Below are 26243 nucleotides of genomic sequence, written 5' to 3'. Positions count from 1 at the left end.
CACGGCCGGCCTAGAGTCGGCCGTTTTATGGGGAGTTCAGAGTGAATCCGGTCAAAGTAGGCATCTGTGGGCTGGGTACTGTCGGTGGCGGTACCCTAAACGTACTTCAGCGCAACGCCGAGGAGATTGCCCGCCGTGCCGGGCGTGGAATCGAAGTAGCGCAGATTGCTACCCGTACGCCAAAGCCGCAGTTCCAAACGACCGGTATTGCGATTACCAACGATGTCTTCGCCGTGGCCACCAACCCTGAAATCGATATCGTCATCGAGCTGGTGGGCGGCTACACCGTGGCCCGTGACCTGGTGCTCAAGGCCATCGAGAACGGCAAGCACGTGGTCACCGCGAACAAGGCGCTGATCGCCGTGCACGGCAACGAGATCTTCGCCAAGGCCCAGGAGAAGGGCGTGATCGTGGCCTTCGAAGCCGCCGTGGCCGGTGGCATCCCGGTGATCAAGGCGATCCGCGAAGGCCTGTCGGCCAACCGTATCAACTGGCTGGCGGGGATCATCAACGGCACCGGTAACTTCATCCTCTCGGAAATGCGCGAGAAGGGCCGCACCTTTGAAGACGTGCTGGCCGAAGCCCAGGCCCTGGGCTACGCCGAAGCCGACCCGACCTTCGACGTCGAAGGCATCGATGCCGCGCACAAGCTGACCATCCTGGCCTCCATCGCCTTTGGTATCCCGCTGCAGTTCGACAAGGCCTACACCGAAGGCATCACCAAGCTCACCACCGCCGACGTGAACTACGCCGAGGCCCTGGGCTACCGCATCAAGCACCTGGGTGTGGCGCGCCGCACCGAGGCCGGTATCGAGCTGCGGGTGCACCCGACCCTGATTCCGGCCGATCGCCTGATCGCCAACGTCAACGGTGTGATGAACGCGGTCATGGTCAATGGCGATGCCGCCGGTTCGACCCTGTTCTACGGCGCCGGCGCGGGCATGGAGCCGACCGCTTCCTCGGTGGTGGCCGACCTGGTGGACGTGGTTCGCGCCATGACCAGTGACCCGGAAAACCGCGTGCCGCACCTGGCGTTCCAGCCTGACTCGCTGTCGGATCATCCGATCCTGCCGATCGAGTCCTGCGAGAGCGCCTACTACCTGCGCATCCAGGCCAAGGATCACCCGGGCGTACTGGCCCAGGTGGCGAGCATCCTCTCGGAGCGCGGCATCAACATCGAATCGATCATGCAGAAGGAAGTGGAAGAGCAGGACGGCCTGGTGCCGATGATCCTGCTGACCCACCGTGTTCTGGAGCAGCACATCAACGATGCGATCACCGCCCTGGAGGCCCTGCAGGGCGTCGTTGGCCCGGTGGTGCGTATCCGCGTCGAACATTTGAATTAATGAAGCAGCCGCAAGTGGCAAGCGGCAAGCGCCAAGTCAGAAGCTGATCGGCTTTGACTTGAGGCTTGAAGCTTGCGGCTTGAGGCTCAAACCGAAGGTTTGTCCCCATGCGCTATATCAGTACTCGTGGCCAGGCACCGGCCCTGAATTTCGAAGATGTGCTGCTGGCAGGTCTGGCCAGCGACGGCGGTCTCTATGTGCCAGAGAACCTGCCGCGTTTCACTCAGGAAGAAATCGCTTCCTGGGCTGGCCTGCCGTATCACGAGCTGGCGTTCCGGGTCATGCGCCCGTTCGTCACCGGCAGCATTCCGGACGCCGATTTCAAGAAGATCCTTGAAGAAACCTACGGCGCCTTCTCCCACAACGCCATTGCGCCGCTGCGCCAGCTCAACGGCAACGAGTGGGTGCTGGAGCTGTTCCATGGCCCGACCCTGGCATTCAAGGACTTCGCCCTGCAACTGCTGGGTCGCCTGCTGGACTACGTGTTGGAGAAGCGCGGCGAGCGCGTGGTGATCATCGGTGCCACCTCCGGTGACACCGGCTCGGCGGCCATCGAAGGCTGCAAGCGGTGCGACAACGTCGACATCTTCATCCTGCATCCGCACAACCGTGTATCGGAAGTGCAGCGCCGGCAGATGACCACCATCCTCGGCGAGAACATCCACAACATCGCCATCGAAGGCAACTTCGACGACTGCCAGGAAATGGTCAAGGCCAGCTTCGCCGACCAGGGCTTCCTCAAGGGCACTCGCCTGGTGGCGGTGAACTCGATCAACTGGGCGCGGATCATGGCCCAGATCGTCTACTACTTCCACGCGGCCCTGCAGTTGGGCGGCCCGGCACGTTCCATCGCGTTCTCGGTGCCCACCGGCAACTTCGGCGACATCTTCGCCGGTTACCTGGCGCGCAACATGGGCCTGCCGATCAGCCAACTGATCGTCGCCACCAACCGCAACGACATCCTGCACCGCTTCATGAGCGGCAATCAGTACGTCAAGGAAACCCTGCACGCGACCCTGTCGCCGTCCATGGACATCATGGTCTCGTCGAACTTCGAGCGTCTGCTGTTCGACCTGCACGGTCGCAACGGCGCGGCCCTGGCGGCCTTGATGGACAGCTTCAAGCAGGGCGGCGGTTTCAGCGTCGAACAGGATCGCTGGACCGAAGCGCGCAAGCTGTTCGACTCCCTGGCGGTGAACGACGAGCAGACCTGCGAAACCATCGCCGAAGTCTTCGCCCAGACCGGCGAAGTGCTGGACCCGCACACCGCGATCGGGGTCAAGGCCGCTCGTGAATGTCGGCGCAGCCTGGATACACCCATGGTGGTCCTGGGCACCGCGCACCCGGTCAAGTTCCCGGATGCGGTGGAAAAGGCCGGTGTCGGCAAGGCTCTGGAGCTGCCGGCGCACCTGTCCGACCTGTTCCAGCGTGAAGAGCGCTGCACGGTCCTGGCCAACGACCTGAAAGCGGTGCAGGCTTTTGTCAGCCAGCACGGCAATCGTGGCAAGCCGCTCTGATTCATTGGCTTTGCCGACTAACAAGCCCGTCTTCTGACGGGCTTTGTTTTTTCTTGCCCCAGTGGCATGAGTGTGGCTCGCAAGACGCCGGGAGGCCCGGATGATTCGCCGTCGAACCTATCGGAAACTGCCCGTCCAGCGCTGGCTGTGCGGGCCTGTGCTGGTCTGTGCAATATTCGCTTGGGCGGCACCTGCCTACGCCGCTCAGAACCTGTCTTTCAAGTTGGTGCCGGCCTTTGTCGATCTCGACCCCTTGCCCCTGGCTCCCGCCGAGCAGCGATGGCTGAAAAGCCACCGGACCCTAAGGGTGGGGATTTCCATCGATGACTACCAGCCCATCGACATCACTCGCGACCGTAACCGTTACCAGGGCATCAGCGCCGATTACCTGAGCCTGGTGGGCGAGCGCCTGGGAACGTCCATGGAGGTCCTGGGCTTTTCCGAGCGCGAGCAGGCGGTGGAAGCGCTGCGCAACGGCACCATCGATGTGCTGACCAGTGCCAACGGCTATGAGCGCGGAGCGCCGGGGCTGCGTTTTACCAGTGACTACATGCCGGACCTGGCGGTGGTCGTGGTGCGTCGGGACGAGCCGCAGCCCAGTGACGACCTGGCGGGCAAGAAGGTGGTGCTGCTGGACGGCTACGCCAATGCCGCCCAGGTCCATGCGGCCTATCCCGACAGCCAGATCATGCTTTCACCGAACCTCTACAGCGGCCTGGAAGCGGTGAAGCAGGGGGATGCCGACGCCTTCATCGGCAACGAGGTGATCGTTCGCGCCTACAAGGCCCTGCGTCCCTACCTGGGGTTGCAGATCCACGTGGAAAGCCGCCTGCCGCCCACCGGCTTTGCCTTCGCCACCCGCGACAGCAATGTGCTGCTGGCGCAGTTGCTGGAAAAGGCCCTGCAAAGCATCGATGAATCCATACGCCGGGAAATCCAGGCACGCTGGACCACTGGCCTTGGGGCGAGCAACTTCGCCGAGCCGATCGAGCTCAGCGCCCAGGAACAGGCCTGGATCCTCCAGCACCAGCATGTGGTGGTGGCCTCCCAGCAATACCCGCCCCATGTGTTCAAGGACAAGGAAGGCCAGTGGACCGGCCTCAATATCGACCTGCTCAACCGTATCTCGCGCATGACCGGGCTGCATTTCGTGCAGAAGGAAAGCCAGACTACTGCCCAGACTCTGGAACTGCTGGAAAGCGGGCAGGCGCAGATGAACACCACCCTCACGGCCAGCGACGACCGGCGGCTGTTCCTGAACTTCTCCCATGCCTTCGGCGGCGCGGCCTGGGTGTTCGTGGTGCGTCCCGAGGACCGGCGCCTGAGCAGCCTGAAGCAGATGGCGGGGGAGGTGCTGGTGCTTCCGGCCCGGCACACCCTGGAGAGCTTTATCCGGCGCAACTACCCGGACATTCGCCTGCGCAGCGTTGCCAGCTATGAAGAGGCCCGGGCCCTGGTCAGCAATGGCGAGGCCATGGCGACTATCCAGAGCGAGGTGCAGGCCCTGGGGCCGGCCGAGACCGGGGTGATGGTAGGGCGCAGTGTCGAGGGCACCTGGTCGGCCGACGAGTTTTCCGTGCGCAAGGACCAGCCCGAGCTGCTGAGCATTCTCAACAAGGCACTGGAAGCCTTGCCGGTAGCGGAGCTCAGCGCTCTGCGCCTGAAATGGCTGGGGGCTACGCCAGTGCCGGTGCCTGCCTGGCAGCGCGTGCCGAACTGGGTGTATTGGGCGATTGCCACAGCACTGCTGTTCGGCCTGATTTCCCTGGCCTGGAACAGTCGCCTCAAGCGCCAGATCCAGCAGCGATTGCTGGCTGAACAGCGGCTCAATGATCAACTGGTGTTCAAGCGGGCCTTGCTCGACGGTATTCCCAACCCGATATTCGTGCGCGACCTGCAGGGGCGTTTGATGACCTGCAACAAGAGTTATGAACAGCAATTGGGCACCAGCCTGGCGCAGATCCAGGGGCGGCAACTGACCGAACTGGACATCCTGCCGCCGGCCACCGCCCAGCAGTTGCATGGTGAGTTCATGCAGTTGCTGGCCTCCGGTGAGTCGGTGTTCGCCGACCGACAGGTGGAGTCCAGGGATGGCCCTATCGATGTCTATCAGTGGGCAGTGCCCTTCTACAGCGCAGAAGGGCAGTTGCAGGGCTTGCTGGGCGGCTGGATCGACATCACCGAGCGCAAGCGCCTGGAGAACCAACTGGTGGAGGCGCGCCAGGCGGCCGATCAGGCCAACGCGGCGAAGACGGCTTTCCTGTCCACCATGAGCCACGAGATCCGCACACCGATGACCGCCATCCTTGGCCTGCTGGAGCTGGAGAAAGAGCAGGCGCGGCTGCGCGGCGTGCCCTTTTCCGAAGCCCTGCGGGTGGCTTACCAGTCTGCCCAGGAATTGATCGGCCTGATGGGCGATAGCCTGGACCTGGCCAAGATCGAGGCCGGGTATATGCACCTGGTGCCCCAGGTCACCGCCCTCAAGCCGTTTTTCGAGAGTATCCGGCAGTTGTTCGAGGTCACGGCGCGCAACCAGGGCGTGCAGTTGCAGCTGGTGTTCAGTGAGCGGGCCAAGGGCCGTTATCTGTTCGACCCGGCGCGCCTGCGCCAGGTAGTGCACAACCTGTTGAGCAACGCGCTGAAATTCACCGCCCAGGGCGAGGTGCGGATGACGGTGGAGTGCCAGCCTGACGAGTCCGGCCTTGAGTGCCTGCGCATCAGCGTTGCGGACACCGGCCGCGGTATCAGCGCCGAGCAGCAGGCCAAGCTGTTCACGCCCTTTGTCCAGGCCGATGCCATGACCTCGTCAGCCTACGGCGGCACCGGGCTGGGGTTGAGTATCTGCCGGCAACTGGTGGAACTGATGGGCGGGCGGATTCACCTGCTCAGCGAGCCCGGGGTCGGTACCGTGGTGTCGCTGGAGTTGTACCTGGAGCGGGTCAGTGACGATTTCGAGTCTGGGTCGGCGTCGACGCAGGAACGTCCGCCGAGCCGGAGCATGGAGGTGCTGGTGGTGGATGACTTGAGCGCCAACCGCATGGTCCTGTGCCAGCAACTGATGTTCCTCGGGCACCGGGTGGTGGCCTGTGACAATGCCCGGGAGGCATTGCAGCAATGGCGTAGCGGCACCTTCGACGTGGTGATGACTGACTGCAACATGCCGGACATGAGCGGCTACGCCCTGGCCGAGGCGATACGCCAGGCCGAGGCACAGGACGGGCGAGGGCGTTGTCCGGTGATCGGCTGCACCGCCAATGCCTTTGAAGACGAACGCGAGCGCTGCGAGGAGGCCGGAATGGATCAACTGCTGGTCAAGCCGGTAACCCTGGATCAGTTGGCCCAGGCCCTGGCGCGCTTCCTGCCGCCGCCATCCTTCAACATCCAGACCTTGCGCAGCATGACCCAGGCCGACGACCAGGTGCTGCAACGCATGCTGCACGAGTTGTTGCGCAACCTCGCCGAGGAGCAGCAGGCGCTGGAAGCGGCGCACCAGGCCCGCGACCGGGAACGCCTAGGGGGTACCCTGCATCGGCTCAAGGGCGTGTGCTGCCTGATCGATGCCCTGCCCCTGGCCAGGGCCTGTATCGAGCTCGAGGGGCTGGTCAAGGGGCGGCAGGACGAGGCCATCGATCGTCATTGGCCATTGTTGCTCGAGGTCATCGCCAGCTTGCGCAGTGATATCCAGGCTGTCCTGGATGATTAAGACTTGTCCTATGTGTGTGTAGGAATTGTCTGATTAACCTGCCGGCTCGTTGTGGATACTTGCCACGCACGTCGTACCGGAGGTTGCCCCATGCATTCGCTTAAAGTGCTGATTCTCGAAGATAACTCGTTCCAATTGATGGCCCTGCACCAGATGCTCAACGCCAATGGCGTGTTCAATGTGCTGACCGCCGAGAGTGTCGAGGCCGCGCGGCGTTCGCTGGACAGCAAGGGGCCGGTGGATATCGCCATCTGCGACCTGTACCTGGAGCAGGCCGACGGGCTGGAGTTGATCCGTGACCTGGCCCGTCAGGAGCGGGCTCGGGCGCTGATCATCCTCAGAGATGCTGAAGAGGATGTGCTGGAGGGGGCGGCCGGCATGGCCCGGGAGCTGGGCCTGAAAGTGCTGGGCTGCCTGCCCAAGCCGGCCTCGGTGGCGGTGATCGGCGACTTGCTCACGGCCTACCAGCAGCACTCCAGGCAGGGGGCGCCTGCGCCGGACCAGGCGTTGCTGCGGGACTTGCTCGGGCTGGAGCCGTTTTCCCTCGACAGCGTCACCCAGGAGGAAGGGCTGGCGGCGATCCTGGGCCACGGCGTGGCGCATTTCCAGCCGGTCATCCAGCCCCACGGCGAGCTCCAGGGGGTCGAGGCCCTGGCCCGCTGGCAGCACCCCGAGCGCGGGCTGCTGATGCCCGGGGAGTTTTTGCCATTGATCGAGTTCGCCGGCCTGCAGGAGATCTTTACCTGGCACATGCTGGAACAGGCCCTGGAGCTGGCGGCCGGGGTGAAGCTGGTGATGGGCCATTCGTTGCCGGTGGCAGTGAACATTCCCATCGGCATCCTTGAACGGCCGCTGTTTCCCCGTCAGCTGGAGGCCTTGCTCAGGCGTTTCGAAGTGCCCGCCCGGCTGCTGACCCTGGAAATCATCGACACCACCCGGCTACAGACCGATACCGCCCATGTGGAGGCGCTGCTGCGCCTGCGGATGGTCGGCTGCAAATTGTCCATCGGCGACTTCGGCATCGGCGGCACCAGCCTGCAGCGCCTGCTGGAACTGCCCTTTACCGAGTTGAAGATTCCCCCGGTGTTCGTGGCGGGCATGGCGGCCGACGAGCGCAAGGTGGCCCTGGTCGGTGGGGCGATGAACATGGCCCGGCGCATGTCCCTGGGAGTGGTGGTGGCCGGGATCGAGAGCGAGGCCGACTATAAGGCGGCCAAGGCCCTGGGGGCGGCCCATCTGCAGGGCTGCTTCCTGGCCGGGCCGATGAGCGCTGCCCAGATGCGCCAGTGGCTGGCGCAGGCGCTGGACCGGGGTGCTGAGGGGGCTGGCGCTGAGGGCCTGTGTGCCTAGGACAGCCCGTGCTCCTGCACGTAGATGTACAGCGCGGCTTCGCTGGACAGGCCGAGCTTGCGCATGGCACTGACCTTCTGCGCACTGACGGTCTGCTTGCTGCGGTTGAGTTGCGCGGCAATTTCCCCGACCGCATGGCCAGCGGCCAACAGGCGGATCACTTCCAGCTCCCGCGGCGACAACTGATCGCTGGAAACCAGGCGGTCCGGCCCCACTTCGCCGGCCAGGCTCAGGGCCTGCTTGATGGCCTGGGCGATGTAGGGCTTGTGTTGCCGCGCCCGGGCGATGGCGGTCGGCAGCTCGTCCGCCAGGCTGGCCTTGCTCAGCAGGCCCGTTACTCCCAGATCGAGGATCGAGCGGAACAGCCCGGGGTGGTTGAGCATGGTCACCACCACGATGGGCAGGTCGGGGTGGCGGCGGCGCAGCTGTTCGATCAGGCGCAGGCCGTCGTTCTGCTGTTCGGCTGGCATCATGAAATCCGTCACCAGCACATCGCATTCGATCTCCTGCATCAGTTGCGCCAGGGCGGAGGGCGAGCTGGCCTCGCCGACGATGGCCAGGCTGTCGTCCTGTTCCAGGACGGCGCGCAGGCCAATGAGGAAGATCGGGTGGTCGTCGGCAAGGATGATGCGCAATTTGTTGTTCGTCGTTGCTTTCAAAGCTGAGCTCCAATGCAAAGGCGGCGTTGTTTGCGCCTGGTCGGCCGTTTTTCAGCTGTCATATTACCCGTGCATGCTCGATTGACTCAGGTCGGCAGCAGTAGGTGTGGCGAACTTTCTTCTCTGAGCGATGGTCACTTGAATGTCAGAAAGCTACCGGCATTTTTGTTTTCGAACCTTTAATTCGAGCTATTGAGTGGTGATCTAGATGGAAAGTATCAGTCTTTTATTGAGTGAGGCCCTGAGCCCTTACCAGGTTGCTCTGACGCCTTGCGGGGCTCGGGGCGAATGCCTGGTGACCTTGAAGAATGCTGCCGGCGCCATCGTGGTGGAGCGTGAGGTCAATCGGGCGCAGCTCACTGACAAGCGCCTGCTCACTGATGTGGTGGACGGCCTGCACCGTGATGTGCTGATCGCCGAAGGCCGGCTCGAACCCTGCGTGATCGCCGCCCTGCGCCATGCCGCCGAAGACAAGGCGTTCGCCCGGCGCAATTGATCTGAAATTTTACGGAACCTTCCGCCAGGCCCGTCAGTCAGACTCAGTATCAGCAGGATCAGGCATTGTGCTCCGGTGCTTGTGGCCTGCTGGTACGGGTCTGCAAAGACCACGTTTAACCCCGAGTCGTCTCCCCACTTCTCGGGGTTTCTTTTTGCCCGGCGTTTGTCAGTGGTCCTTCAAGTCCTGGAAGTAGGCCCGGGCATCGGCGCGGTATTCATCGCGCATTCCGGGGTCCAGCCAGGCGGCATACAACTCCACCAGTCGCTCCTCGCGCAGCTTGAGCAGGGCTTGGTTGATCCGGGTGATGGCTTTGCGGCCCTGCGGGGTATCGGAGCAGCCGACGTGGATTTCCTGATACTTGCTGGTGCCTTCGACCGGGTAGAACTCCAGATCCTGCGGGTCCATGCCCTGCTGCACGGCCTGGTAGCGGATTTCCGGCCAGTAGCCCAACAGCAGTTGCAGGCGCCCCAGGCGCTGCATCTGCAGCAGGCTGCCCAGGGCGTCGTTGCCGTAGTGGGCGCGGATCTGCTGCGGAGCAACCTGCTGCAGCAGGTTGTCGAGCTGTTGCCCGTAGCTGCGCTCGGCCACCACCCCGATCAGTTCCTTGCCGCTGTCGAGCAGGCCATGCAGGTCGACCTTGCCGTCATGGATGAAGTGCGCGATCTGTTCACGGTCGGCACGGCGGATCGCCAGGCCATTGCTCAGCACTCGAAAGCTGGTGATGGAGAAGGCCACCCATTGCGCACGCTCCTTGTTCCAGATCAGCGCCGGATCACAGGTGAAGCTGGGGTCGCGCAACATCTGCATGCCCCGGGCGCGATTGACCCGTACCAGTTCGTGCTGGTACTCCGGCAGGCTGGCGATCAATTGCGGCATCAGCAGGTCGACCACTCCTCGATCTTTTTGCTGGCCCTCGAAAATATTCAGCGGCGGCAGGTCGCGCAGCAGCCAGGTGAGCATTTCGCCGGCGTGGCCGGGGGCGCAGGGCAGCCACAGCAGGCAGGTTGCGAGCGCCATCGTCAACCGGCCAAGGCCTGGCCTCGGGCGTCGCTGGGCCCGTTGCGGGGGGGCAGTGTGAGACGGCTGTTTCAGCTTAGATTGCCCCAGAGTTGCGCAGGTCCTGGATCTGCTCGCTGCTGTAGCCCAGGCCGGCCAGAACTTCGCTGGAATGTTCGCCGAGCTCGGGGCCGACCCAGTCGGCCGAGCCCGGAGTCTGCGAGAGCTTTGGCACGATGCCGGGCATCTTGAAGGCCTTGCCGTCCGGCAGCCTGGCCTGGAGGAACATTTCCCGGGCGAGGAATTGCGGGTCGTGGAACATGTCCTCGGCGCTGAAGATCCGGCTCGCCGGGACTTCGGCCTGGTTCAACTGCTCCAGCACCTGCTCCAGGGGCAGGGACGCCACCCAGCGGTCGATCACCCCATAGAGTTCGTCGCGGCGGGTGTCGCGCCCGTCGTTGCTGGCCAGGGCCGGGTCATTGGCCAGATCCTCACGGCCAATCAGGAGCATGAAGCGCTTGAAGATCGCATCGCCGTTGGCGCCGATCTGCACGTGCTTGCCGTCGGCACTGGTGTGGATCGACGAAGGGGTGATGCCGGGCATGATGTTGCCACTGCGTTCGCGGATGAAACCGAATACATCGAACTCCGGAACCATGCTTTCCATCATGGCGAAGATCGCCTCGTACAGCGCCACGTCCACCACCTGCCCCTGGCCGCCGTTGACCTCGCGGTGACGCAGCGCCATCAGCGCGCCGATCACCCCCCACAGGGCAGCGATGGAGTCGCCGATGGAAATTCCGGTGCGCACCGGTGGGCGGTCCTCGAAACCGGTGATGTAGCGCAGGCCGCCCATGGATTCGCCCACCGCGCCGAAGCCCGGTTGGTCCTTCATCGGCCCGGTCTGGCCAAAGCCCGATAGCCGCACCATCACCAGTTTGGGGTTCAGGGCGTGCAGCACGTCCCAGCCCAGGCCGAGTTTTTCCAGCACGCCGGGGCGAAAGTTCTCGATCAGGATGTCCGCTTCGCCCAGCAGTTGCTTGAGCACCGCCAGGCCTTCCGGGTGCTTGAGGTTCAGGGTCAGGGACTTCTTGTTGCGTGCCTGGACGAACCACCACAGCGAGGTGCCTTCATACAGCTTGCGCCACTTGCGCAGCGGATCGCCGCCATCGGGTGACTCGACCTTGATCACCTCGGCACCGAACTCGGCGCAGATGCGCGCGGCGAAAGGGCCGGCGATCAGGGTGCCGAGTTCTATCACTTTCAATCCGGCGAGGGGCTTGCTGAGGCTGGTCATGGGGCATCCGCTGGGCAGGAAAATCCGCCTAGCCTAGACCATTGGTCGCCATTAAGGCAGCGCCTGACGCCTGCCTTTGCCGATTATTTCCCGCTCGGGCCAAGGATTATTGTGCTTCTCATTCCATTGGGCGGCAGGGTTTAATGACGCCGCTTGAAAAAAGAGCGGTTGCGAAAGCTGTAAAAGGGTCTATGCAGCGATGGATGCCTTGCGGCTGTTTGCCGAGCGATCCTCCTGATATTTCTTGTTACAAATGTCGCCTGTAAATTTTACATGTGATGAATTGAAAACCTTACATGTGATGTTCTAGTCTCTGCGCCATGGAAAACAAATCCTCAGCCCATTACCAACGTTTATTCCGCCAGCGCCTGCGTGATCAGGGCCTGGTGAAAAAGGAAGTCTGGATACTGCCGGAGAACGCCCAGGCGTTGCTGGCGGTTGAACGCAAACTGCGTCAGCCCTCAGAAGGGCTGGCTCCTGTGGAAAAGGATGGAGAAATGAGCATGCCGCAGATCTGGAATGCCCGATCGCTGTGCCAGGCCCTGGTAGCCACCGAGTTGTTCAGCAGTGGCGAAGCCAGCGTTGAACTGCTGGAGGGTGCCGAGCCGAGCTTGCACGTGACCATGCGCGAATACGGCGACCTGCCGTTGTTCGTGGCCCTGTCCGGCGAGCAGATCCTGGTGGAGGCGCTGCTGTGGCCGCAAAGCGAAGTGACCGATGTGGCCGCGTTCAACGAGGAAGTGTTGCTCAGCCGCCAGTTGTTCCCGCTGTCGAGCATCGGCCTGGAAACCCGCTTTGGCGGTGAGCGCCACTACATGATGTACGGCGCCCTGAGCGCAACCTCGATTCTCTCCAACGTGCTCTACGAGATCGAAACCCTGGCCAGCAACGTGATCAGGGCAACCGAGGCCTACGAAGGCTACCTGAAGGCTCAGGCCTGACCTGGAGGAATGCACATGAACGTATGGAGCAAGCTGCTCACCGCGCTGCGCGGTGGTGCCAATGAGGCGGGCGAGGCCCTGGTGGACAGCCAGGCACTGAGGATTCTCGATCAGGAGATCCGCGACGCCGATCAGGAACTGCGCAAGTCCAAGGAAGCCCTGGCCGAGATCATGGCCCGGCAGAAACTCGCCGCCGAGCGCGCCAACGGCAGCGCGGCCAAGATCGCCGAGTATGAAAGCTACGCCCTCAAGGCCCTGGAAGCGGGCAACGAAGCCCTTGCCCAGGAAGTGGCGCAAAAGATCGCCAACCTGGAAAATGACCTGGCCGTGGAGCGTGAGCAGGCCGATGGTTTTGCCGCCAGCGTCGCGCAGTTGCGCAAGGCCGTGACCCAGGCCGAGGGCAATATCAAGCATTTGAAACAACAGGTGGATACCGTCAAGGCCACCGAAAGCGTGCAGAAGGCCCAGCAGGCCGTGGCCCAGCGCTACGGCGGCTCCCAGAGCAAGCTGCACACCGCCGTGGAGTCCCTGGAGCGGATCAAGCAGAAGCAGGCCGAGCGCGCGGCAAAGATGGACGCCGCGGCCGAGCTGGCCAGTACCAGCAGCCCGGACGATGCCCTGGATGCCAAGTTGCGTGAAGCCGGGATCGTTGCCGGCAGCACCAGCGCCGACAGCGTGCTGGCGCGCCTCAAGGACCGTAGCAAGTCCTGATTCACCGTTGTGTTGTAGGGGCGGGGCCGCCTGGCCTTGCCCGGCTTTTTCAGGGATAGGAAAGCAATGGAAATCTTCCTGCAGACAGTGTTGTCGTTCCCCACAGTGCTGTTCAGCTTCATGCTCTGCCTGGCCGTGATCTACTGGGCCGTGGTGGCCATGGGCATGCTTGAAGTCGACCTGCTGGACTTCGAGGCCGACTCGCTGCTCGACAGTGCCCACGCCGGCGAAGGCCTGGCCGGGCTGCTGATCAAGTTCAAACTCAACGGGGTGCCGGTCACCCTGGTGCTGACCCTGCTGATGTTCTTCAGCTGGTTCCTGACCTATTTCGCCGAACTCTACGTGCTCAGCCACCTGCCCCTGGGTTGGCTGCGCTATCCCCTGGGCCTGTTGCTGGCGGTGCTCGCACTGTTCCTGGCAGCGCCCATCAGCGCGACGATCTGTCGTCCGCTGCGCCCGCTGTTTCTCAAGATGGAGGCCACCAGCAGCAAGTCGGTGCTGGGGCAGACGGCTGTGGTACGCAGCGGCAGAGTCACCCTGGAACATGGCGAAGCCGTGCTCGAGGACGGCGGCGCGGGCCTGATCCTGCGTGTGCGTGCCGATGAGGCACGAGCTTTCAAACGCGGCGATCGCGTCGTGTTACTGGAGTATCTGGAGGCGCAACACGCCTATCGGGTCATTACAGAGGACGAGTTTCGCGGCCTCTGAGCCCGGGCTCCCTCAAGAATCAAAGGAGATTGATTGCATGAATTTACCGTCGCTGCTGCCCATCCTGCTCGGGATCGGCCTCGTCGTCCTGGTGGTCTTCGGCCTGTTGGCCCTGTTCAAGGCCTTCTATATCAAGGTTCCCCAAGGCACGGCGTTGATCGTCAACGACATGTCCTCGACCCCCAAGGTGCATTTCACCGGTGCCCTGGTGTACCCGGTGATCCACCTCAAGGAGTTCATGCGCATCTCGCTGATCACCCTGGAAGTCGACCGTCGGGCCAAGGACGGGCTGATCTGCCGCGACAACATGCGCGCCGACATCACCGTGGCCTTCTACCTGCGGGTCAATGAAACCCAGGAAGACGTGCTCAAGGTGGCCAAGGCCATCGGTGTCGACCGTGCCTCCGACCGCGCCGCGGTCAACGAACTGTTCAACGCCAAGTTCTCCGAAGCGCTGAAGACCGTGGGCAAGCAGTTCGATTTCGTCCAGCTGTTCGAGAACCGCCAGGACTTCCGCGACCGCATCATCGAGATCATCGGCAACGACCTCAACGGCTATGTGCTGGAAGACGTGGCCATCGACTACCTGGAGCAGACCGCCAAGCACTCCCTGGACCCGAGCAACATTCTCGACGCCGAGGGTATCCGCAAGATCACCGAGCTGACCGCGGCGCAGAACGTCATCACCAACGAACTGGAGCGCAACCAGGAACTGGCGATCCAGAAGAAGAACGTCGAGACCCGCGAAGCCTCGCTGTCCCTCGAACGCCAGCAGGCCGATGCCGAAGCCCGGCAGAAGCGCGAGATCGAAACCATCCGTGCCCGCGAGGAAGCCGAGACTGCCAAGGTCAAGGAAGAAGAGCGCCTGAAGGCCGAACAGGCACGCATTCAGTCCCAGCAGGAAATCGACGTGCGCACCGAGAACCATCAGCGCGAAGTCGAAGTGGCCCAGCAGAACCGCCAGCGTGCGGTGGTCATCGAAGTCGAGAAAGTCACCCGCGCCAAGGACCTGGAAGTGGTGGCCCGCGAGCGTGAAGTGGAACTGCAACGCATCGAGAAAGAAAAGGCTCTGGAAGAGCAGCGCAAGAACATCGCCACCGTGATCCGTGAGCGGGTAGCGGTGGAGAAGACCGTGGCCCAGGAGGAAGAGCGGATCAAGGAAGTGCGCGAAGTCTCCGAAGCCGAGCGCGCCAAGCAAGTGGTGGTGATCCAGGCCCAGGCCGAAGCCGAGCAGGATCTGGTGCGCCAGGTCAAACAGGCCGAAGCCGACGAGACCCGTTCCAAGCACAAGGCCGTGGAAATCAACAACCTGGCCCAGGCCGAACTGGAAGCCGCGGCCAAGCAGGCCGAAGCCAAGAAACGCCTGGCCGAAGGCCTGGAAGCCGAGCGCGCCGCGCCTGGCCTGGCCGATGCCCGGGTGCTGGAAATCACCGCAGCGGCCCAGGAAAAAGAAGGCCTGGCCCAGGCTCGCGTACGCACCGAGCAGCTGATTGCCGAAGCCCGTGGCGAGCAGGAAAAAGGCCTGGCCGACGCCCGCATCATGGAAGCCCAGGCGGCTGCCAAAGAGAAGGACGGCCTCGCTGAAGCCAAGGTCATGGAAGAGAAGCTCGGTGCCCAGGCCCGTGGCGAAGAACAGTTGGGCGCGGCCAAGGCCAAGGCCACCAAGGACCTGGGTTCGGCCGAAGCCGAAGTGCTGCTGCAGCGCCTGAACGCCGAGGCCGAAGGCCTGGGCAAGAAGTTCGGTGCCCTGGACTCCCTCAGCGACAGCGCGCGGTCCCACGAAGAGTTCCGCATGCAACTGGAGAAGAACTTCGAGGAAGCGATGGCTGCCATCGCCGCCAACAAGGAAATCGCCAAGGACCAGGCCGAAGTGCTGTCGGCTGCCCTCAGCAAGGCCAAGATCGAGATCGTCGGCGGCGAAGGCGACTTCTTCAATTCCTTCGCCAAGTCGCTGTCGGTGGGCAAGGCCATCGAGGGCGTGGTGGGCAAGAGCCCGGTGGTCCAGGACGTGCTGGCACGCCTGCTCAATGGCAAGGGCGCTCCGGCCGTAGCCGCTGAGCTGGCCGCCGCTGCCGTTACGCGCAAGGCCGACGCTCCGTCTGCCGAAGCCTGAAATGCCTGACCACAGCTGATTCGCCAGCCCTCGCCTGATCCTGTAGCCGTCGTTTTTATCGACGGCTGCAGGGCAGGTGGCAGGCGGCGGGTTTCAGCTGGCTGGTTTCAGGTGCTGGGCTCCAGGTTTGAGGAGCTCGCTTTTTTGCATACCGCCGTAGATCCAGGAAGGCCACGATGTCGGACGCTCAAGTCGCAACTCCCCCACAGGACGTATTGGACAAGGCCGTCGCCGAAGGCGGCGCCTATGAGGTGCTGCACAAGCGCCTGCTGGACCAGGGCCAGCGCCTGCGGGCCACCACTGACGACCTCAACCAGAGGCGTCTCGACGAGTTCGGCAACAGCCGCATGGAAGTGGTCGGGCGGGTGCGCATCCGTACCGAGAACAACTGCATCGCCCGGGACATCGTCCAGGTCGGCGACTGCTTGCTGTTCGGCTACAACGTGTTTATCGGCCTGAAGAAGGAAACCAGCGTCGCTGACGTGTTTTCCCTCTATCGGTTGGTGGAAGAGGGCGAAGGCTACGAAGCCGAGCCCGTGCCCCTGGAAGGCAGCTTTTTGGCGGCCCAGGGCTTCCTCAACGATTTCAACGAGCTCTATACCTATTACAAGAACACCCGCCTGCTGCAACTGGCGATCCGTGACGGCAAGCTGCTGGCAAGTTTCCAGATCGGCGAGCGGGTCACCGATGTGCGGGTGTTCCGCTGGTCGATCTCGGTGGACGGGCGTGATGTCCGTTACATCGACAACCGGGGCGAACGGGATATCGCCCTGCCGGCACCCTTCGATTTCGAATGGAAGAAAGCCACCCGCGAGATGGTGGTCGAAGGCCGCTTCCCGCACCTGAACATCCTCGACACGGTGTTCGTCGAGACCATCGGTGGCGACCTGACCATCAAGGTCGAGAACAACACCGAGTCGGGCCTGGGCATCTATCGCGAAGAGGTGCTGGACAAGACCCAGTCCCTGGACGACTCGCAGATCGAATTCGCCCGCCTGGGCAGCCTGATCCTGCTCAAGGTCCTGCCGTACCGCGAAGAGCAGTGGCGCTACCTGGTGTTCAACAGCCTGACCCGCCAGGTGGAGCGCATCGACGCCATCGGCCTGGCCTGCGTGCAGTTGCCGGAGGACCACGGGATCATCTTCCCCGGCGGCTACTACCTGCAGAGCGGCGAGTACAAGACCTTCGAGCAGTCCATGGAGGGCATGCGCTACAAGCGCTCGGTGCGCTCGCCCAACGGTGAAGATGTGCAGTACATCTTCTACCACCCGGAGCAGGGCCGCTCGGTGCTGCTGACCTACAACATGATCAACCGCCAGTTGCAGAACCCGCTGTTCGGCCACGGCTACGCACGCCTGGAAGACGGGCGCATGGTGATCTTCGCCGCCGAGGGCGAAGAGCCGACCCGGGTGCATCCGATGCAGGTCTGGCAGACACCGTTCTTCACCGAGGAGTACGCCGCGCGGCAGCCGACCCGCAGCGGTTTCCTCGGGCGCATCGGCAACGCCGAACTGGTGCGCAGCGTTTCCGACCTCTACGACCTGTGCCGCGAGATCGACACCCCGGCGGTGTCGGTGCAGCGCTACTCGCTGCTGTGCCAGAACACCCGTCGGCTGTTCGATGTGTACCACTGGCTGGGCAGCGACGAGCTGGACGGCCTGGCCCCGCTGCTGCGGGAAGTGGCGTCCACGTCGGAGCTGGTGCTGGACGAATACGAGAAGGTCGAAAGCATCCGCCGCCAGTCGGACCAGGCCATGGTGGCCGCGGAGGCCAAGCAGAAAGCCCTGCTGGACAGCCTGCTGGTGGACAGCTGGGACCAGGTCCAGAGCTTCGTCGATGCGCTGAACGGCATCACCACCCAGCGCGGCCTGCTGCTGACCATTCGCGACTACCGCTACATCGACGTGGCGCGCATCGACGCCATGGAAGCCGAGCTGCTCAAGGCCCAGGAACGCACTGCCGCCGGCACCGCGACCTTCCTTGCCAGCGAGCAGGCCCTGCAACCCTTCGTCACCCAGCTGGAAACCCTGGACGCCCAGGCGCAGAAAGCCGAAACCGTGGCCCAGCTCAGCGAGCCCCTGGGCGCCCTGCAAGCCATGGCCGGGGACCTGGACATGCTGTCGAGCCTGATGGCTTCGTTGCAGATCGACGACGCCACCCAGCGCACCCGCATCATCGAATCCATCTCGCAGATCTACGCCCGCCTGAACCAGGCCAAGGCCCGCGCCGAACAACGGCGCAAGGCCCTGGGTTCGACCGAGACCGTGGCCCAGTTCGGCGCCCAGTTCAAACTCTTCAGCCAGGGCATCACCAACGCCCTGGCCCAGGCCCAGGACCCCGAGCGTTGCGATGAGCAACTGTCGCGCTTGCTGGTGCAGCTTGAGGAGCTGGAGAGTCGCTTTGGCGATCACGAACAGTTCCTCGGCGACATCCTCGGCAAGCGCGAGGAGTTGCTGGAAACCTTCGAGGCCCACAAGCAATCGCTGCTCGACGAGCGCCAGCGCAAGGCCCAGGGCCTGCTGGATGCCGCGCGGCGGATTCTCGACAGCCTCGGTCGGCGCACCGCCAAGTTCACCCAGGCCGAAGAGCTCAATGCGTTCTTCGCCGCCGACCCGCTGATCCTCAAGCTGCGGGAGCTGGCCGAGCGCTTGCGCGAGCTCAAGGACAGCGTCAAGGCCGACGATGTCGAGTCGCGCCTCAAGGGCGCCCGGGACCAGGCCGTGCGTGCCCTGCGCGACAAGACCGAGCTGTTCGAAGAGGGCGGCAACGTCATCAAGCTGGGGCCGCGCCACCGCTTCAGCGTCAACACCCAGGAGCTGGACCTGACCCTGATGCCCCGGGGCGATGAGCTGCACCTGCACCTCACCGGCACGGATTTCCTCGAACCCCTGCGCGACCCCGAGCTGGAGGCCCTGCGGGACTTCTGGCAGGTAGCCCTGGAGTCGGAATCGGCCCAGTTGTACCGCGCCGAATACCTGGCCGGGCAGGTGCTGGACGCTGCCGACCGCGGCCAGGAAGGCCTGAGCCTGGAAAGCCTGAAACCCTTGCTGGCGCACCCTGAAGAACTGGCGCGGGTGATCCGCGACTTTGCCGCGCCGCGCTACAAGGAAGGCTACGAGAAAGGCATCCACGACCACGACGCCGCAGCGATTCTCCTGCAACTGCTGCCCCTGCGCGACAGCGCCGGCCTGTTGCGTTTCGGCGCGGCGGCCCGTGCCTTTGCCTGCCTCTACTGGGATCGCCAGCAGGAACAGCCGCAACCTCGGCAATGGGTGGAACGTGCCCGTACCAGCCGGCATATCCAGCAACTGTTCGGGCGTCGTGAAGGCTTGCTGCAATTGCAGGAGGAAATCCTCGTGGCGCTGGGTGACTGGCATCAGCAGCACGCCTTCACCCTGGCCGCGGAGCTGTTGCCGGAGGCTGCCGAGTACCTGGTTCAGGAACTGGCCGCAGAACGCATCGAATTCACCTTCAGCAAATACGCCAAGCAGCTGCAGGAAGCCCTGACCCTGCGTCTGCAGGGCGCGCGGATGTGGGACGACTACCAGCAGGCCCTGGCGCGGCTGGTGGAACGGCCCGCTGCGCAGTGGGCGCTGACCGAGAACTGGCTCTCGGCCCTGTGCGCCGAGGGCGAGTTCGTCGAGTGGGCCGACTACGTGCCCGAGGCGGTGGCCCTGTCGCTGCTGCGGGAAGACTTTGCCAAGCGCATCACCGAAGTCGATCTGCGGTTCAAGGTCGACAACCTGATGGGCGAACACCCGCGCATCCAGGAGCGCAGCCTGTCCCTCACCGTGGACGGCTTCTTCGCTCGCCTGCGGGCCCATCGCGAACAATTCCTGCCTGGCCTGCAGCGTTACCAGAGCCTGCGCCAGGGCATCATCAGCCGCGAACGCTCGGCCCTGCGCCTGAGCGAATTCAAGCCGCGGCCGCTGAGCTCGTTCGTGCGCAACAAGCTGATCAACGATGTGTACCTGGGCTTTATCGGCGACAACCTGGCCAAGCAGATGGGCACCGTGGGCGAGAACAAGCGCACCGACCTGATGGGCCTGTTGATGCTGATTTCGCCACCGGGCTACGGCAAGACCACCCTGATGGAGTACGTGGCGCACCGCCTGGGCCTGATCTTCATGAAGATCAACGGCCCGGCCCTGGGGCACCAGGTCCGTTCCCTGGACCCGGCCCAGGCGCCGGACGCCACTTCGCGCCAGGAGCTGGAGAAGCTCAACCTGGCCCTGGAGATGGGCAACAACGTGATGCTCTATGTCGACGACATCCAGCACACCCACCCGGAATTCCTGCAGAAGTTCATCTCGCTGTGCGACGGCACCCGGCGCATCGAAGGCGTGTGGAAAGGCCGCACCAAGACCTACGACATGCGCGGCAAGAAGTTCTGCGTGGTGATGTCGGGCAACCCGTATACCGAGTCCGGCGAAGTGTTCAAGATCCCCGACATGCTGGCCAACCGGGCCGACATCTATAACCTCGGCGACACCCTGGGGGGCATGCAGGACGCCTTCGCCCTGAGCTACATCGAGAACGGCCTGACCTCCAACCCGGTGCTGGCGCCACTGGCCACCCGCGACATGGCGGACGTCTACCGCTTCGTCGCCAAGGCCGAGGGCAAGGCCTTCTCCAGCAACGAGCTGAGCCACAGCTACAGCGGTGCCGAGATCAACGAGATCACCACCACCCTGCAACGCCTGATGCAGGTGCGCGACGTGGTGCTGCGGGTCAACCAGCAGTACATCGCCAGCGCCGCCCAGGCCGACCAGTACCGCAGCGAGCCGCCGTTCAAGCTGCAGGGCAGCTACCGCAACATGAACAAGATGGCCGAGAAGATCTCGGCGGTGATGAACGACGCCGAGCTCCTGCAACTCTTGGCCGACCACTACCAGGGCGAATCCCAGCTGCTGACCACCGGCGCCGAAGAGAACCTGCTCAAGCTCGCCGAACTGCGGGGCAACCAGACCCCGGAGCAGAGCGAGCGCTGGACCCAGATCAAGCGCGACTTCGTGCGCAACCGTTCCATGGGCGGCAGCGACAGCGATGTCGGTACCCGCGTCGTGGCCCAGCTCAACGATCTGGTGGAAGGCGTGCGCGGCCTGGCCCGGCCCGCGCCGCAGCAAGGCATGCGTGAAGTGCTGGAGAACCTCTCCGAGCACCTGGAGCAGAGTTTCCTGCCGCTGCTCAAGGTCATGCACAAGAAGATCGATGTCGACCTGCACAGCCACCAGCGCATTGGCGACATTGCCACGCGCCTCGACGAACTGAGCCAGATGCTCAGTAACGGCGAGGTTCCGACCCTCAAGGACTCCCAACCGTAGGAGCCGGCTTGCCGGCGAACAGCCAAGGATCACGACATGGATTTTGCCCACCTGGACCAGCAACTGCGCGACAGCGTGCTGGACCTGAAACTGAGCAACGAAGAGCGGGACGAGCTGCGCCAGCTGGGCAGCGAACTGGGCCAGGACCAGGTGCGCTACATGCGTAACCGTGCCTTTGACCTGGTACGCGAGCTGGCGCTGGCGGACAGCGTCAATGTGCTGCCGGCGTTGAAGTGGCTGGAACAAGTGATCAAGACCCTGGACGCCAACAGCGCCCCGGTGCGGGACATGGCCAGCGCCCACTTCAGCCCCGGCGAAGACTGCCGGCGCAAGATCCGCGACCTGTGCCGCCAGGCCCGAATCTCGGTGGATATCTGCGTGTTCACCATTTCCGACGATCAACTGAGCGACGAAATTCGCGCCTGCCACCAGCGCGGCGTGGCCGTACGGGTGATCAGCGACAGTGAAAAGCAGTTCGATGTCGGCAGCGATATCGCCGCGCTGCGCGAGGCCGGGGTGCCGGTGCGGATCGACGACACGCCGTTCCACATGCACCACAAGTTCGCCGTGTTCGATGGCCGGACCCTGCTCAACGGCAGCTTCAACTGGACCCGCAGCGCCACCACCGGCAATGAGGAAAACCTGCTGGTGATCGACCACCCGCAACTGGTGGCCAGTTACCTCAAGGAGTTCAACGAACTCTGGAGCCGCTACGCGCCGCGTTAAGGCGTGCAGCGGCGGGCCTTGACGCGGCCTCAGGCGGCGTTCGGCTGGCCCCAGGCGCTCTCGGCGGCCAGGTGGTCGATCAACTTCTGGCACAGCCCTTGGGCTTTTTCCGGGGCGCTCTGGCGCAGGGTTTCCAGGGCCAGGTGCAACTGTTGCACCGGGTTTTCGCCGATAAACAGGTTGCTCGGTTCCAGCCCGGCAATCGCCTCGTCGAAGCGTTGCTCGTGGATGTGCTTGAGCACCATGGCCTGGCTCAACTGGTGGGTGTAGGCCGCCTGCTGCTCCAGGCGAGCTTTCAGTTCGACAGCCTTTGCCTGGTCGTCGATGTAGACGTAGCTCAGCGCCAGCTGTTCCAGGAAGAAGTTTTTTTCCGCTGGATCCAGAGGCGCATTCTGACTGTCGTCGAGGGCTTGCACGGCCTGGTCCAGCAGTTCACCGGCTTGCCGGGTCTGCTCCAGGTCGTGCAGCAGCTTGGCCTGCAAGGCCAGTTTCATCGGTCGATCGGCGTATTCGAGCTGGGTGTTGAGGCGCGCCATTTCCTCCAGATTGTTGCGGATCAGCCAGCTGTCGCGGCGCAGGCGCGGTAGGTCGGCCTGCACCCGCAGTTGGGTTTCCAGGATCAGCAGGCGCAACCACGGCCATTGCTCATCGCCACGCAAGGTCTCCAGTGCCAGCAAGGCTTGCTCCAGCAGATGGGCGCACCATTGCGAGTGTTCCTCGACGTAGGTCCCCCACAGACAGACAAGGCACCAGATACGCTGCGAGGGCGAAACGGCGCAGGCCTGCAAGGCCGCCTCGGCCTCGGCCATTTCATTGCGCCCGACATGCCAGTTCAACAGGCTCAGCAGTAGATCGCTGGCGTAACTTTCCGGTATCTGGGCGATCAGCCGTGGAGCCAGATCCGGGCGGTTGGCGTCCAGTATCAGCTTGAGCAGCGGCGGGTAGCCGAAGTAGTCCTCGGGCTCGGGGGCCTGCGCCAGCAGTTCGAACCCGGCCTCGAATTCCCCGGTTTCCATGAGCAGGGTCACGACGATGATCCGAGCCGATCCGGGTAATTGCGCAGCCATGGCCGGGAACTGCGCATCTTGCCCCTGGGCACGGTACTCGCGCAGGGTCTGCTCTATCTCGTGTGGGTCCAGTTCGTTGACCGGCTGTTTGAGCAGCAGTTGCCAGGCCAGGCCGATGCTGATGGCAGCCTCGTCGGCCAGGCCCAAGCTGCGTTGCAGGGCAGCCAACTGCCGGTGCTCGCCGGGGGAGTCCGGGCTCAGCTGGTTGACGCCGAAGGTCACCAGCAAGGCGCGGGCCTGCTCGTGTTCACCCTTGGCCAGCAGCAGCGGGATGCGCAGCAAGGGCGCTGACGGCAGGGGTTGATGCAGGCGCTCCAGCAAGCCCAGCACAGCCTGCGGGCCGTCGTTGTCGAGCAGGGTTTCGAGCAACTGGTTCAGTGCCATGGGCTGGTAGGTTTCATCCAGCTCGGCCAGTACTTCCAGGGCCTGTTCCGGGTGCCCCTGCCGGTACAGCGCTGCGGGCATCTGGAACAGCCCCAGTTGCCGGGCTTTGCCCGTCAGGCGTTGGGCCAGTTGCAGGCCCACTTGCGGTTCGATGGCGCTCAGGTGCGCCGCGCGATTGATCTGCGCCGCCTCGTCCAGGGTGATGCCCAGGTCATTGCCGGCGCTGCGCTTGTTGGCATAGACCACCAGCAGCGTTATCACGCCGGTAATCAGCAGCAGGATGACAAGTACTTCCATGATGAATCTTCCTCGGGTGCGGCTGTTGGCCGGTGACGCGCCCCGCCAAGGGCGCGCAACCGGGGGGGCGTCAGTTGGTCTGGGAACTGAGCCAGATCTGGCCGTTGGCGATGCGCGCCATCAGCTGCTGTTTCAGCTCGCCGGCACGTTCGGGGGCACGCTGCTGCAGGTCTTCCAGGGCCTGGTACAGCAGCGACAGGGGCTTCTTGTCACTGAGCAGGATGCCCAGGTTCAGGCCCTCGATGGCCTGGGCGTAACGCTGATGCTGGATATGGTTGAGCAGCAGTTCCTCTTCCAGGATGCGACTGCCCGAATCCTCGGCGTTGAGCCGGTCCTGCAGGGCCTGGGCCTGTTGTACATCGTCGATGTTCAGGTAGGCGCTGGCGATGTCCTCCAGGTAGAAGCGGGCGTCCATCTCATCCACATCCGGCAGCGGCTCGCCATCCAGTAGCTGCACCGCCTGCTCCAGCAGGGACCTGGCCTGGGCGGTCTGGTCCAGGGCGTGCAGCAGCTTGGCCTGGTCGCACAGGTGCAGCAATTGCTCGTCACCGGGCATCTGCTGGCGCAGGCGGTGCATTTCCTCGATGCTGCTGCGCACCAGCCAGCTGTCCCGGCGATGAGCTGGCAGGTGGCTTTGCATCAGTAGCTGGGTTTGCAGGGCCTGCATGCGCAAGCTGTTGTAGAACTCATGTTCATTCTTGTAGCCGTCGATCAGTTGCAGGGCCTGGGCCAGCAGGGCTGTGGTCCATTGCGGCTGCGCCTGGTGCAACTCATCGCAGAGGTTGAGCATCAGCCCCGGACGCTGCGACTCGTGGCTGGCTCGCGCCTGCAGCAGGGCCTCGGCTTCGGCGGTCTGGCCCTGGGCCGCCAGATGGTTGAGCAGTTGCAGCAGCAGGCTGTGCTGGTGCATCTCGGGGGTCAGGTCCAGCAGGCGCAGGGCGGTTTCGGTTGGCTGGCGTTTCAGGGCCGAGTCCATCAGGTCGCTGTAGGTCGAGGAGTAGAGGGTGCCGTTGTCGGCCAGCAAGCTGAAGGCCGGCTCCACCTGGCCGGCATCGAACAGCGCGATCAGCGCCTGCACCTGTTCCTCGGCCGGCAGTTCGGCCGAGTGGGCCAGAATCCGCTCGGCATGCCCTTGGGTGGCGAACGCGTCGAACAGGCTGCGCAGCACAGTGTGATAGCGCTCCTGCCCGGGTTGCTGGAAGCTCGCCCAGGCCTGTTCGAGGCTGATCAGCGCGGCGTCTTGCATGCCCGCCTGAAATTGCAGGCGCGACAGCATCAGCAGATTGCCGATGCTCTGGCGTTCATGGGCCGCAGGGTTTTTCGGGTCGCCGAGCTCGCCGATCAGGGCCAGGGCGCGCTCCTGTTCACCGCGGGCCTGGAGGATTGGCACCTGCAGCAGCGGCCAGCTGGGCAGGGATTCGCCCCAGTGCTCCAGGAGCTCCAGGCAGGCCTGGGTATCCTGGCTGTCGAGCAGCGTTTCAATCAGGGTATTGAGCACGTATTCCCGAGCGTGAGGCGGCAGTTGCTGGTAGATCGCCGTGGCCTGGGCCTTGTGCCCAGCTACATAGAGCTCGCTGGCCACCAGTTGCAGGGCCAACTGCTGCGCTTCGCCCTCCGGCAGTTGCAGCGCCAGTTCTAGGGCCAGCTGCGGCTCGGCCTTGCTCATCAGCAGGGTCTGATTGATCTGGGCGGTGAGGTTGCCGGTCTGTTCCAGGTACTGCTGCTGGTCCGCGGATTTCTGGCGCAAGTACAGGATCAGTGCGATGAACAGCAACACGATGACGAGCAGGGTGACAAAGAGGGTCATGGACGTCCTTTTCTATTGCACAGCGGCTCTGGCGCGGTGCGCGTCAGCCGGTTTGCGCGGGGTTATAAAGCCATGGCTACAGGCTGGCAACCGACTTTACCCAGCCAATGCGTTTCAGCGGATGTCATCCAGGGCGGGGGCGGCCCGGTCAGCGGTCGGGCAGGGCGGCAGGTTTCGGGTTAGACTTGCCGCCTTTTCGCACACTCAAGAAGCCCGCACATGGCCCAGCCGTCCACCACCTACAAATTCGAATTGAACCTGACCGACCTCGATCGTGGGGTCTATGAAAGCGTCAAGCAGACCATCGCCCGTCACCCTTCGGAAACCGAAGAGCGCATGACCGTACGGTTGCTGGCCTACGCCTTCTGGTACAACGAGCACCTGTCGTTCGGTCGGGGTCTGTCGGACGTGGATGAACCCGCCCTGTGGGAAAAGAGCCTGGACGACCGCGTGCTGCACTGGATCGAAGTCGGCCAGCCGGACGCCGATCGCCTGACCTGGTGCTCGCGCCGCACCGAACGCACCAGCCTCCTGGCCTACGGCAGCCTGCGGGTCTGGCAGACCCGGGTGCTGGACGCGGTGAAGAACCTGAAGAACCTCAATATCGCCGGCGTGCCCCAGGAAGTCCTCGAGACCCTGGCCAAGGACATGCCGCGCGTCATCAAGTGGGACGTGATGATCAGCGAAGGCACGATCTTCGTCACCGATGATCGCGGCCAGCACGAAGTGCAGCTGGAATGGCTGCTGGGCGAGCGCGGCTGATCGCCCGCTCTGCCCCTGAACGATCCACCGTCCCCC

At 63.8% G+C, this 26243-nt stretch carries 17 protein-coding genes; 12 read left to right on the top strand and 5 right to left on the bottom strand.

Going from position 1 to position 26243, the window contains the following annotated elements; translation table 11 throughout:
* Positions 1-41: 41 nt before the first annotated feature.
* The 4 genes from AC1RCO_RS11075 to AC1RCO_RS11060 all read left to right on the top strand — a co-directional run bounded on the left by AC1RCO_RS11075 (position 42) and on the right by AC1RCO_RS11060 (position 7916).
* Positions 42-1346, top strand: coding sequence for a homoserine dehydrogenase (locus AC1RCO_RS11075; RefSeq protein WP_011059451.1), 1305 nt, complete (start codon positions 42-44; stop codon positions 1344-1346).
* Positions 1347-1453: 107 nt separating this feature from the next.
* A complete protein-coding gene (gene thrC, locus AC1RCO_RS11070; protein ID WP_011059452.1) occupies positions 1454-2863 on the top strand; it encodes a threonine synthase in 1410 nt (469 codons plus the stop codon).
* 100 nt (positions 2864-2963) lie between these two features.
* Entirely contained in the window at positions 2964-6566 is a 3603-nt protein-coding gene (locus AC1RCO_RS11065; RefSeq protein ID WP_492617698.1) for an ATP-binding protein, read from the top strand.
* A gap of 90 nt (positions 6567-6656) precedes the next feature.
* Complete coding sequence (locus AC1RCO_RS11060; RefSeq protein ID WP_492617697.1) at positions 6657-7916, top strand: EAL domain-containing response regulator; 1260 nt, start codon at positions 6657-6659, stop codon at positions 7914-7916.
* Here the strand turns inward: AC1RCO_RS11060 and AC1RCO_RS11055 are convergent.
* Positions 7913-8575, bottom strand: coding sequence for a response regulator (locus tag AC1RCO_RS11055; protein ID WP_011059455.1), 663 nt, complete (start codon positions 8573-8575; stop codon positions 7913-7915). The two genes, AC1RCO_RS11060 and AC1RCO_RS11055, sit on opposite strands and share 4 nt — an antisense overlap.
* Before the next feature lie 208 nt (positions 8576-8783).
* On the opposite strand from AC1RCO_RS11055, the gene AC1RCO_RS11050 reads away from it, so the two are divergent.
* Positions 8784-9071, top strand: coding sequence for a DUF3509 domain-containing protein (locus AC1RCO_RS11050; protein ID WP_011059456.1), 288 nt, complete (start codon positions 8784-8786; stop codon positions 9069-9071).
* Positions 9072-9239: 168 nt separating this feature from the next.
* On the opposite strand, the gene AC1RCO_RS11045 is transcribed toward AC1RCO_RS11050, so the two are convergent.
* Together AC1RCO_RS11045 and AC1RCO_RS11040 are read right to left on the bottom strand one after the other, a co-directional pair.
* Positions 9240-10091 carry a TIGR02285 family protein gene (locus tag AC1RCO_RS11045; RefSeq protein WP_065364568.1) on the bottom strand — a complete coding sequence of 284 codons (852 nt, stop codon included), beginning with the start codon at positions 10089-10091 and terminating at the stop codon, positions 9240-9242.
* A gap of 76 nt (positions 10092-10167) precedes the next feature.
* Positions 10168-11367: a CaiB/BaiF CoA transferase family protein gene (locus AC1RCO_RS11040; RefSeq protein ID WP_015634286.1), complete on the bottom strand. Its 1200-nt coding sequence runs from the start codon at positions 11365-11367 to the stop codon at positions 10168-10170.
* A 320-nt stretch (positions 11368-11687) separates the two neighbouring features.
* Here AC1RCO_RS11040 and bacA point away from each other — a divergent pair, with 320 nt between their 5' ends.
* The 6 genes from bacA (at position 11688) to AC1RCO_RS11010 (ending at position 21890) form a co-directional block, all read left to right on the top strand.
* Positions 11688-12308: a biofilm formation regulator BacA gene (gene bacA, locus AC1RCO_RS11035; protein ID WP_011059459.1), complete on the top strand. Its 621-nt coding sequence runs from the start codon at positions 11688-11690 to the stop codon at positions 12306-12308.
* Between the two features lie 15 nt (positions 12309-12323).
* Positions 12324-13019 (top strand): PspA/IM30 family protein, encoded by a 696-nt coding sequence (locus AC1RCO_RS11030; RefSeq protein ID WP_015634287.1) that lies wholly within the window; start codon positions 12324-12326, stop codon positions 13017-13019.
* Between the two features lie 66 nt (positions 13020-13085).
* Positions 13086-13727 carry an OB-fold-containig protein gene (locus AC1RCO_RS11025; RefSeq protein WP_011059461.1) on the top strand — a complete coding sequence of 214 codons (642 nt, stop codon included), beginning with the start codon at positions 13086-13088 and terminating at the stop codon, positions 13725-13727.
* Positions 13728-13764: 37 nt separating this feature from the next.
* Positions 13765-15840, top strand: a complete 2076-nt coding sequence (locus AC1RCO_RS11020; RefSeq protein ID WP_011059462.1) for a flotillin family protein — start codon at positions 13765-13767, stop codon at positions 15838-15840.
* 176 nt (positions 15841-16016) lie between these two features.
* On the top strand, positions 16017-21164 hold the full coding sequence (locus AC1RCO_RS11015) for a DNA repair ATPase (protein WP_445494462.1): 5148 nt from the start codon (positions 16017-16019) through the stop codon (positions 21162-21164).
* Between the two features lie 36 nt (positions 21165-21200).
* The gene (locus AC1RCO_RS11010; RefSeq protein ID WP_011059464.1) at positions 21201-21890 is read left to right on the top strand and encodes a phospholipase D-like domain-containing protein; all 690 of its coding nucleotides are present in this window, start codon (positions 21201-21203) and stop codon (positions 21888-21890) included.
* A gap of 29 nt (positions 21891-21919) precedes the next feature.
* On the opposite strand, the gene AC1RCO_RS11005 is transcribed toward AC1RCO_RS11010, so the two are convergent.
* Positions 21920-23638, bottom strand: coding sequence for a tetratricopeptide repeat protein (locus tag AC1RCO_RS11005; RefSeq protein WP_065364565.1), 1719 nt, complete (start codon positions 23636-23638; stop codon positions 21920-21922).
* Between the two features lie 70 nt (positions 23639-23708).
* Positions 23709-25445, bottom strand: coding sequence for a hypothetical protein (locus AC1RCO_RS11000; protein ID WP_492617696.1), 1737 nt, complete (start codon positions 25443-25445; stop codon positions 23709-23711).
* A gap of 219 nt (positions 25446-25664) precedes the next feature.
* Between AC1RCO_RS11000 and AC1RCO_RS10995 the strand changes: the two genes are divergently transcribed.
* Positions 25665-26207 (top strand): YaeQ family protein, encoded by a 543-nt coding sequence (locus AC1RCO_RS10995; RefSeq protein WP_011059467.1) that lies wholly within the window; start codon positions 25665-25667, stop codon positions 26205-26207.
* The last annotated feature ends 36 nt before the right edge of the window (positions 26208-26243 follow it).

Source organism: Pseudomonas sp. GW823-FHT03E05, assembly GCF_058796855.1.
Note: the sequence above shows the minus strand (reverse complement) of the source record. Positions and strands in the feature narration are given on the sequence as shown.

Bases quoted from the DNA above. Each gene is read 5' to 3' on its own strand.
- thrC (WP_011059452.1), top strand. From the start codon at position 1,454: ATGCGCTATATCAGTACTCGTGGCCAGGCACCGGCCCTGAATTTCGAA.
- AC1RCO_RS11065 (WP_492617698.1), top strand. From the start codon at position 2,964: ATGATTCGCCGTCGAACCTATCGGAAACTGCCCGTCCAGCGCTGGCTG.
- AC1RCO_RS11060 (WP_492617697.1), top strand. From the start codon at position 6,657: ATGCATTCGCTTAAAGTGCTGATTCTCGAAGATAACTCGTTCCAATTG.
- AC1RCO_RS11050 (WP_011059456.1), top strand. From the start codon at position 8,784: ATGGAAAGTATCAGTCTTTTATTGAGTGAGGCCCTGAGCCCTTACCAG.
- AC1RCO_RS11045 (WP_065364568.1), bottom strand. From the start codon at position 10,091: ATGGCGCTCGCAACCTGCCTGCTGTGGCTGCCCTGCGCCCCCGGCCAC.
- AC1RCO_RS11040 (WP_015634286.1), bottom strand. From the start codon at position 11,367: ATGACCAGCCTCAGCAAGCCCCTCGCCGGATTGAAAGTGATAGAACTC.
- bacA (WP_011059459.1), top strand. From the start codon at position 11,688: ATGGAAAACAAATCCTCAGCCCATTACCAACGTTTATTCCGCCAGCGC.
- AC1RCO_RS11030 (WP_015634287.1), top strand. From the start codon at position 12,324: ATGAACGTATGGAGCAAGCTGCTCACCGCGCTGCGCGGTGGTGCCAAT.
- AC1RCO_RS11025 (WP_011059461.1), top strand. From the start codon at position 13,086: ATGGAAATCTTCCTGCAGACAGTGTTGTCGTTCCCCACAGTGCTGTTC.
- AC1RCO_RS11020 (WP_011059462.1), top strand. From the start codon at position 13,765: ATGAATTTACCGTCGCTGCTGCCCATCCTGCTCGGGATCGGCCTCGTC.
- AC1RCO_RS11015 (WP_445494462.1), top strand. From the start codon at position 16,017: ATGTCGGACGCTCAAGTCGCAACTCCCCCACAGGACGTATTGGACAAG.
- AC1RCO_RS11010 (WP_011059464.1), top strand. From the start codon at position 21,201: ATGGATTTTGCCCACCTGGACCAGCAACTGCGCGACAGCGTGCTGGAC.
- AC1RCO_RS11005 (WP_065364565.1), bottom strand. From the start codon at position 23,638: ATGGAAGTACTTGTCATCCTGCTGCTGATTACCGGCGTGATAACGCTG.
- AC1RCO_RS11000 (WP_492617696.1), bottom strand. From the start codon at position 25,445: ATGACCCTCTTTGTCACCCTGCTCGTCATCGTGTTGCTGTTCATCGCA.
- AC1RCO_RS10995 (WP_011059467.1), top strand. From the start codon at position 25,665: ATGGCCCAGCCGTCCACCACCTACAAATTCGAATTGAACCTGACCGAC.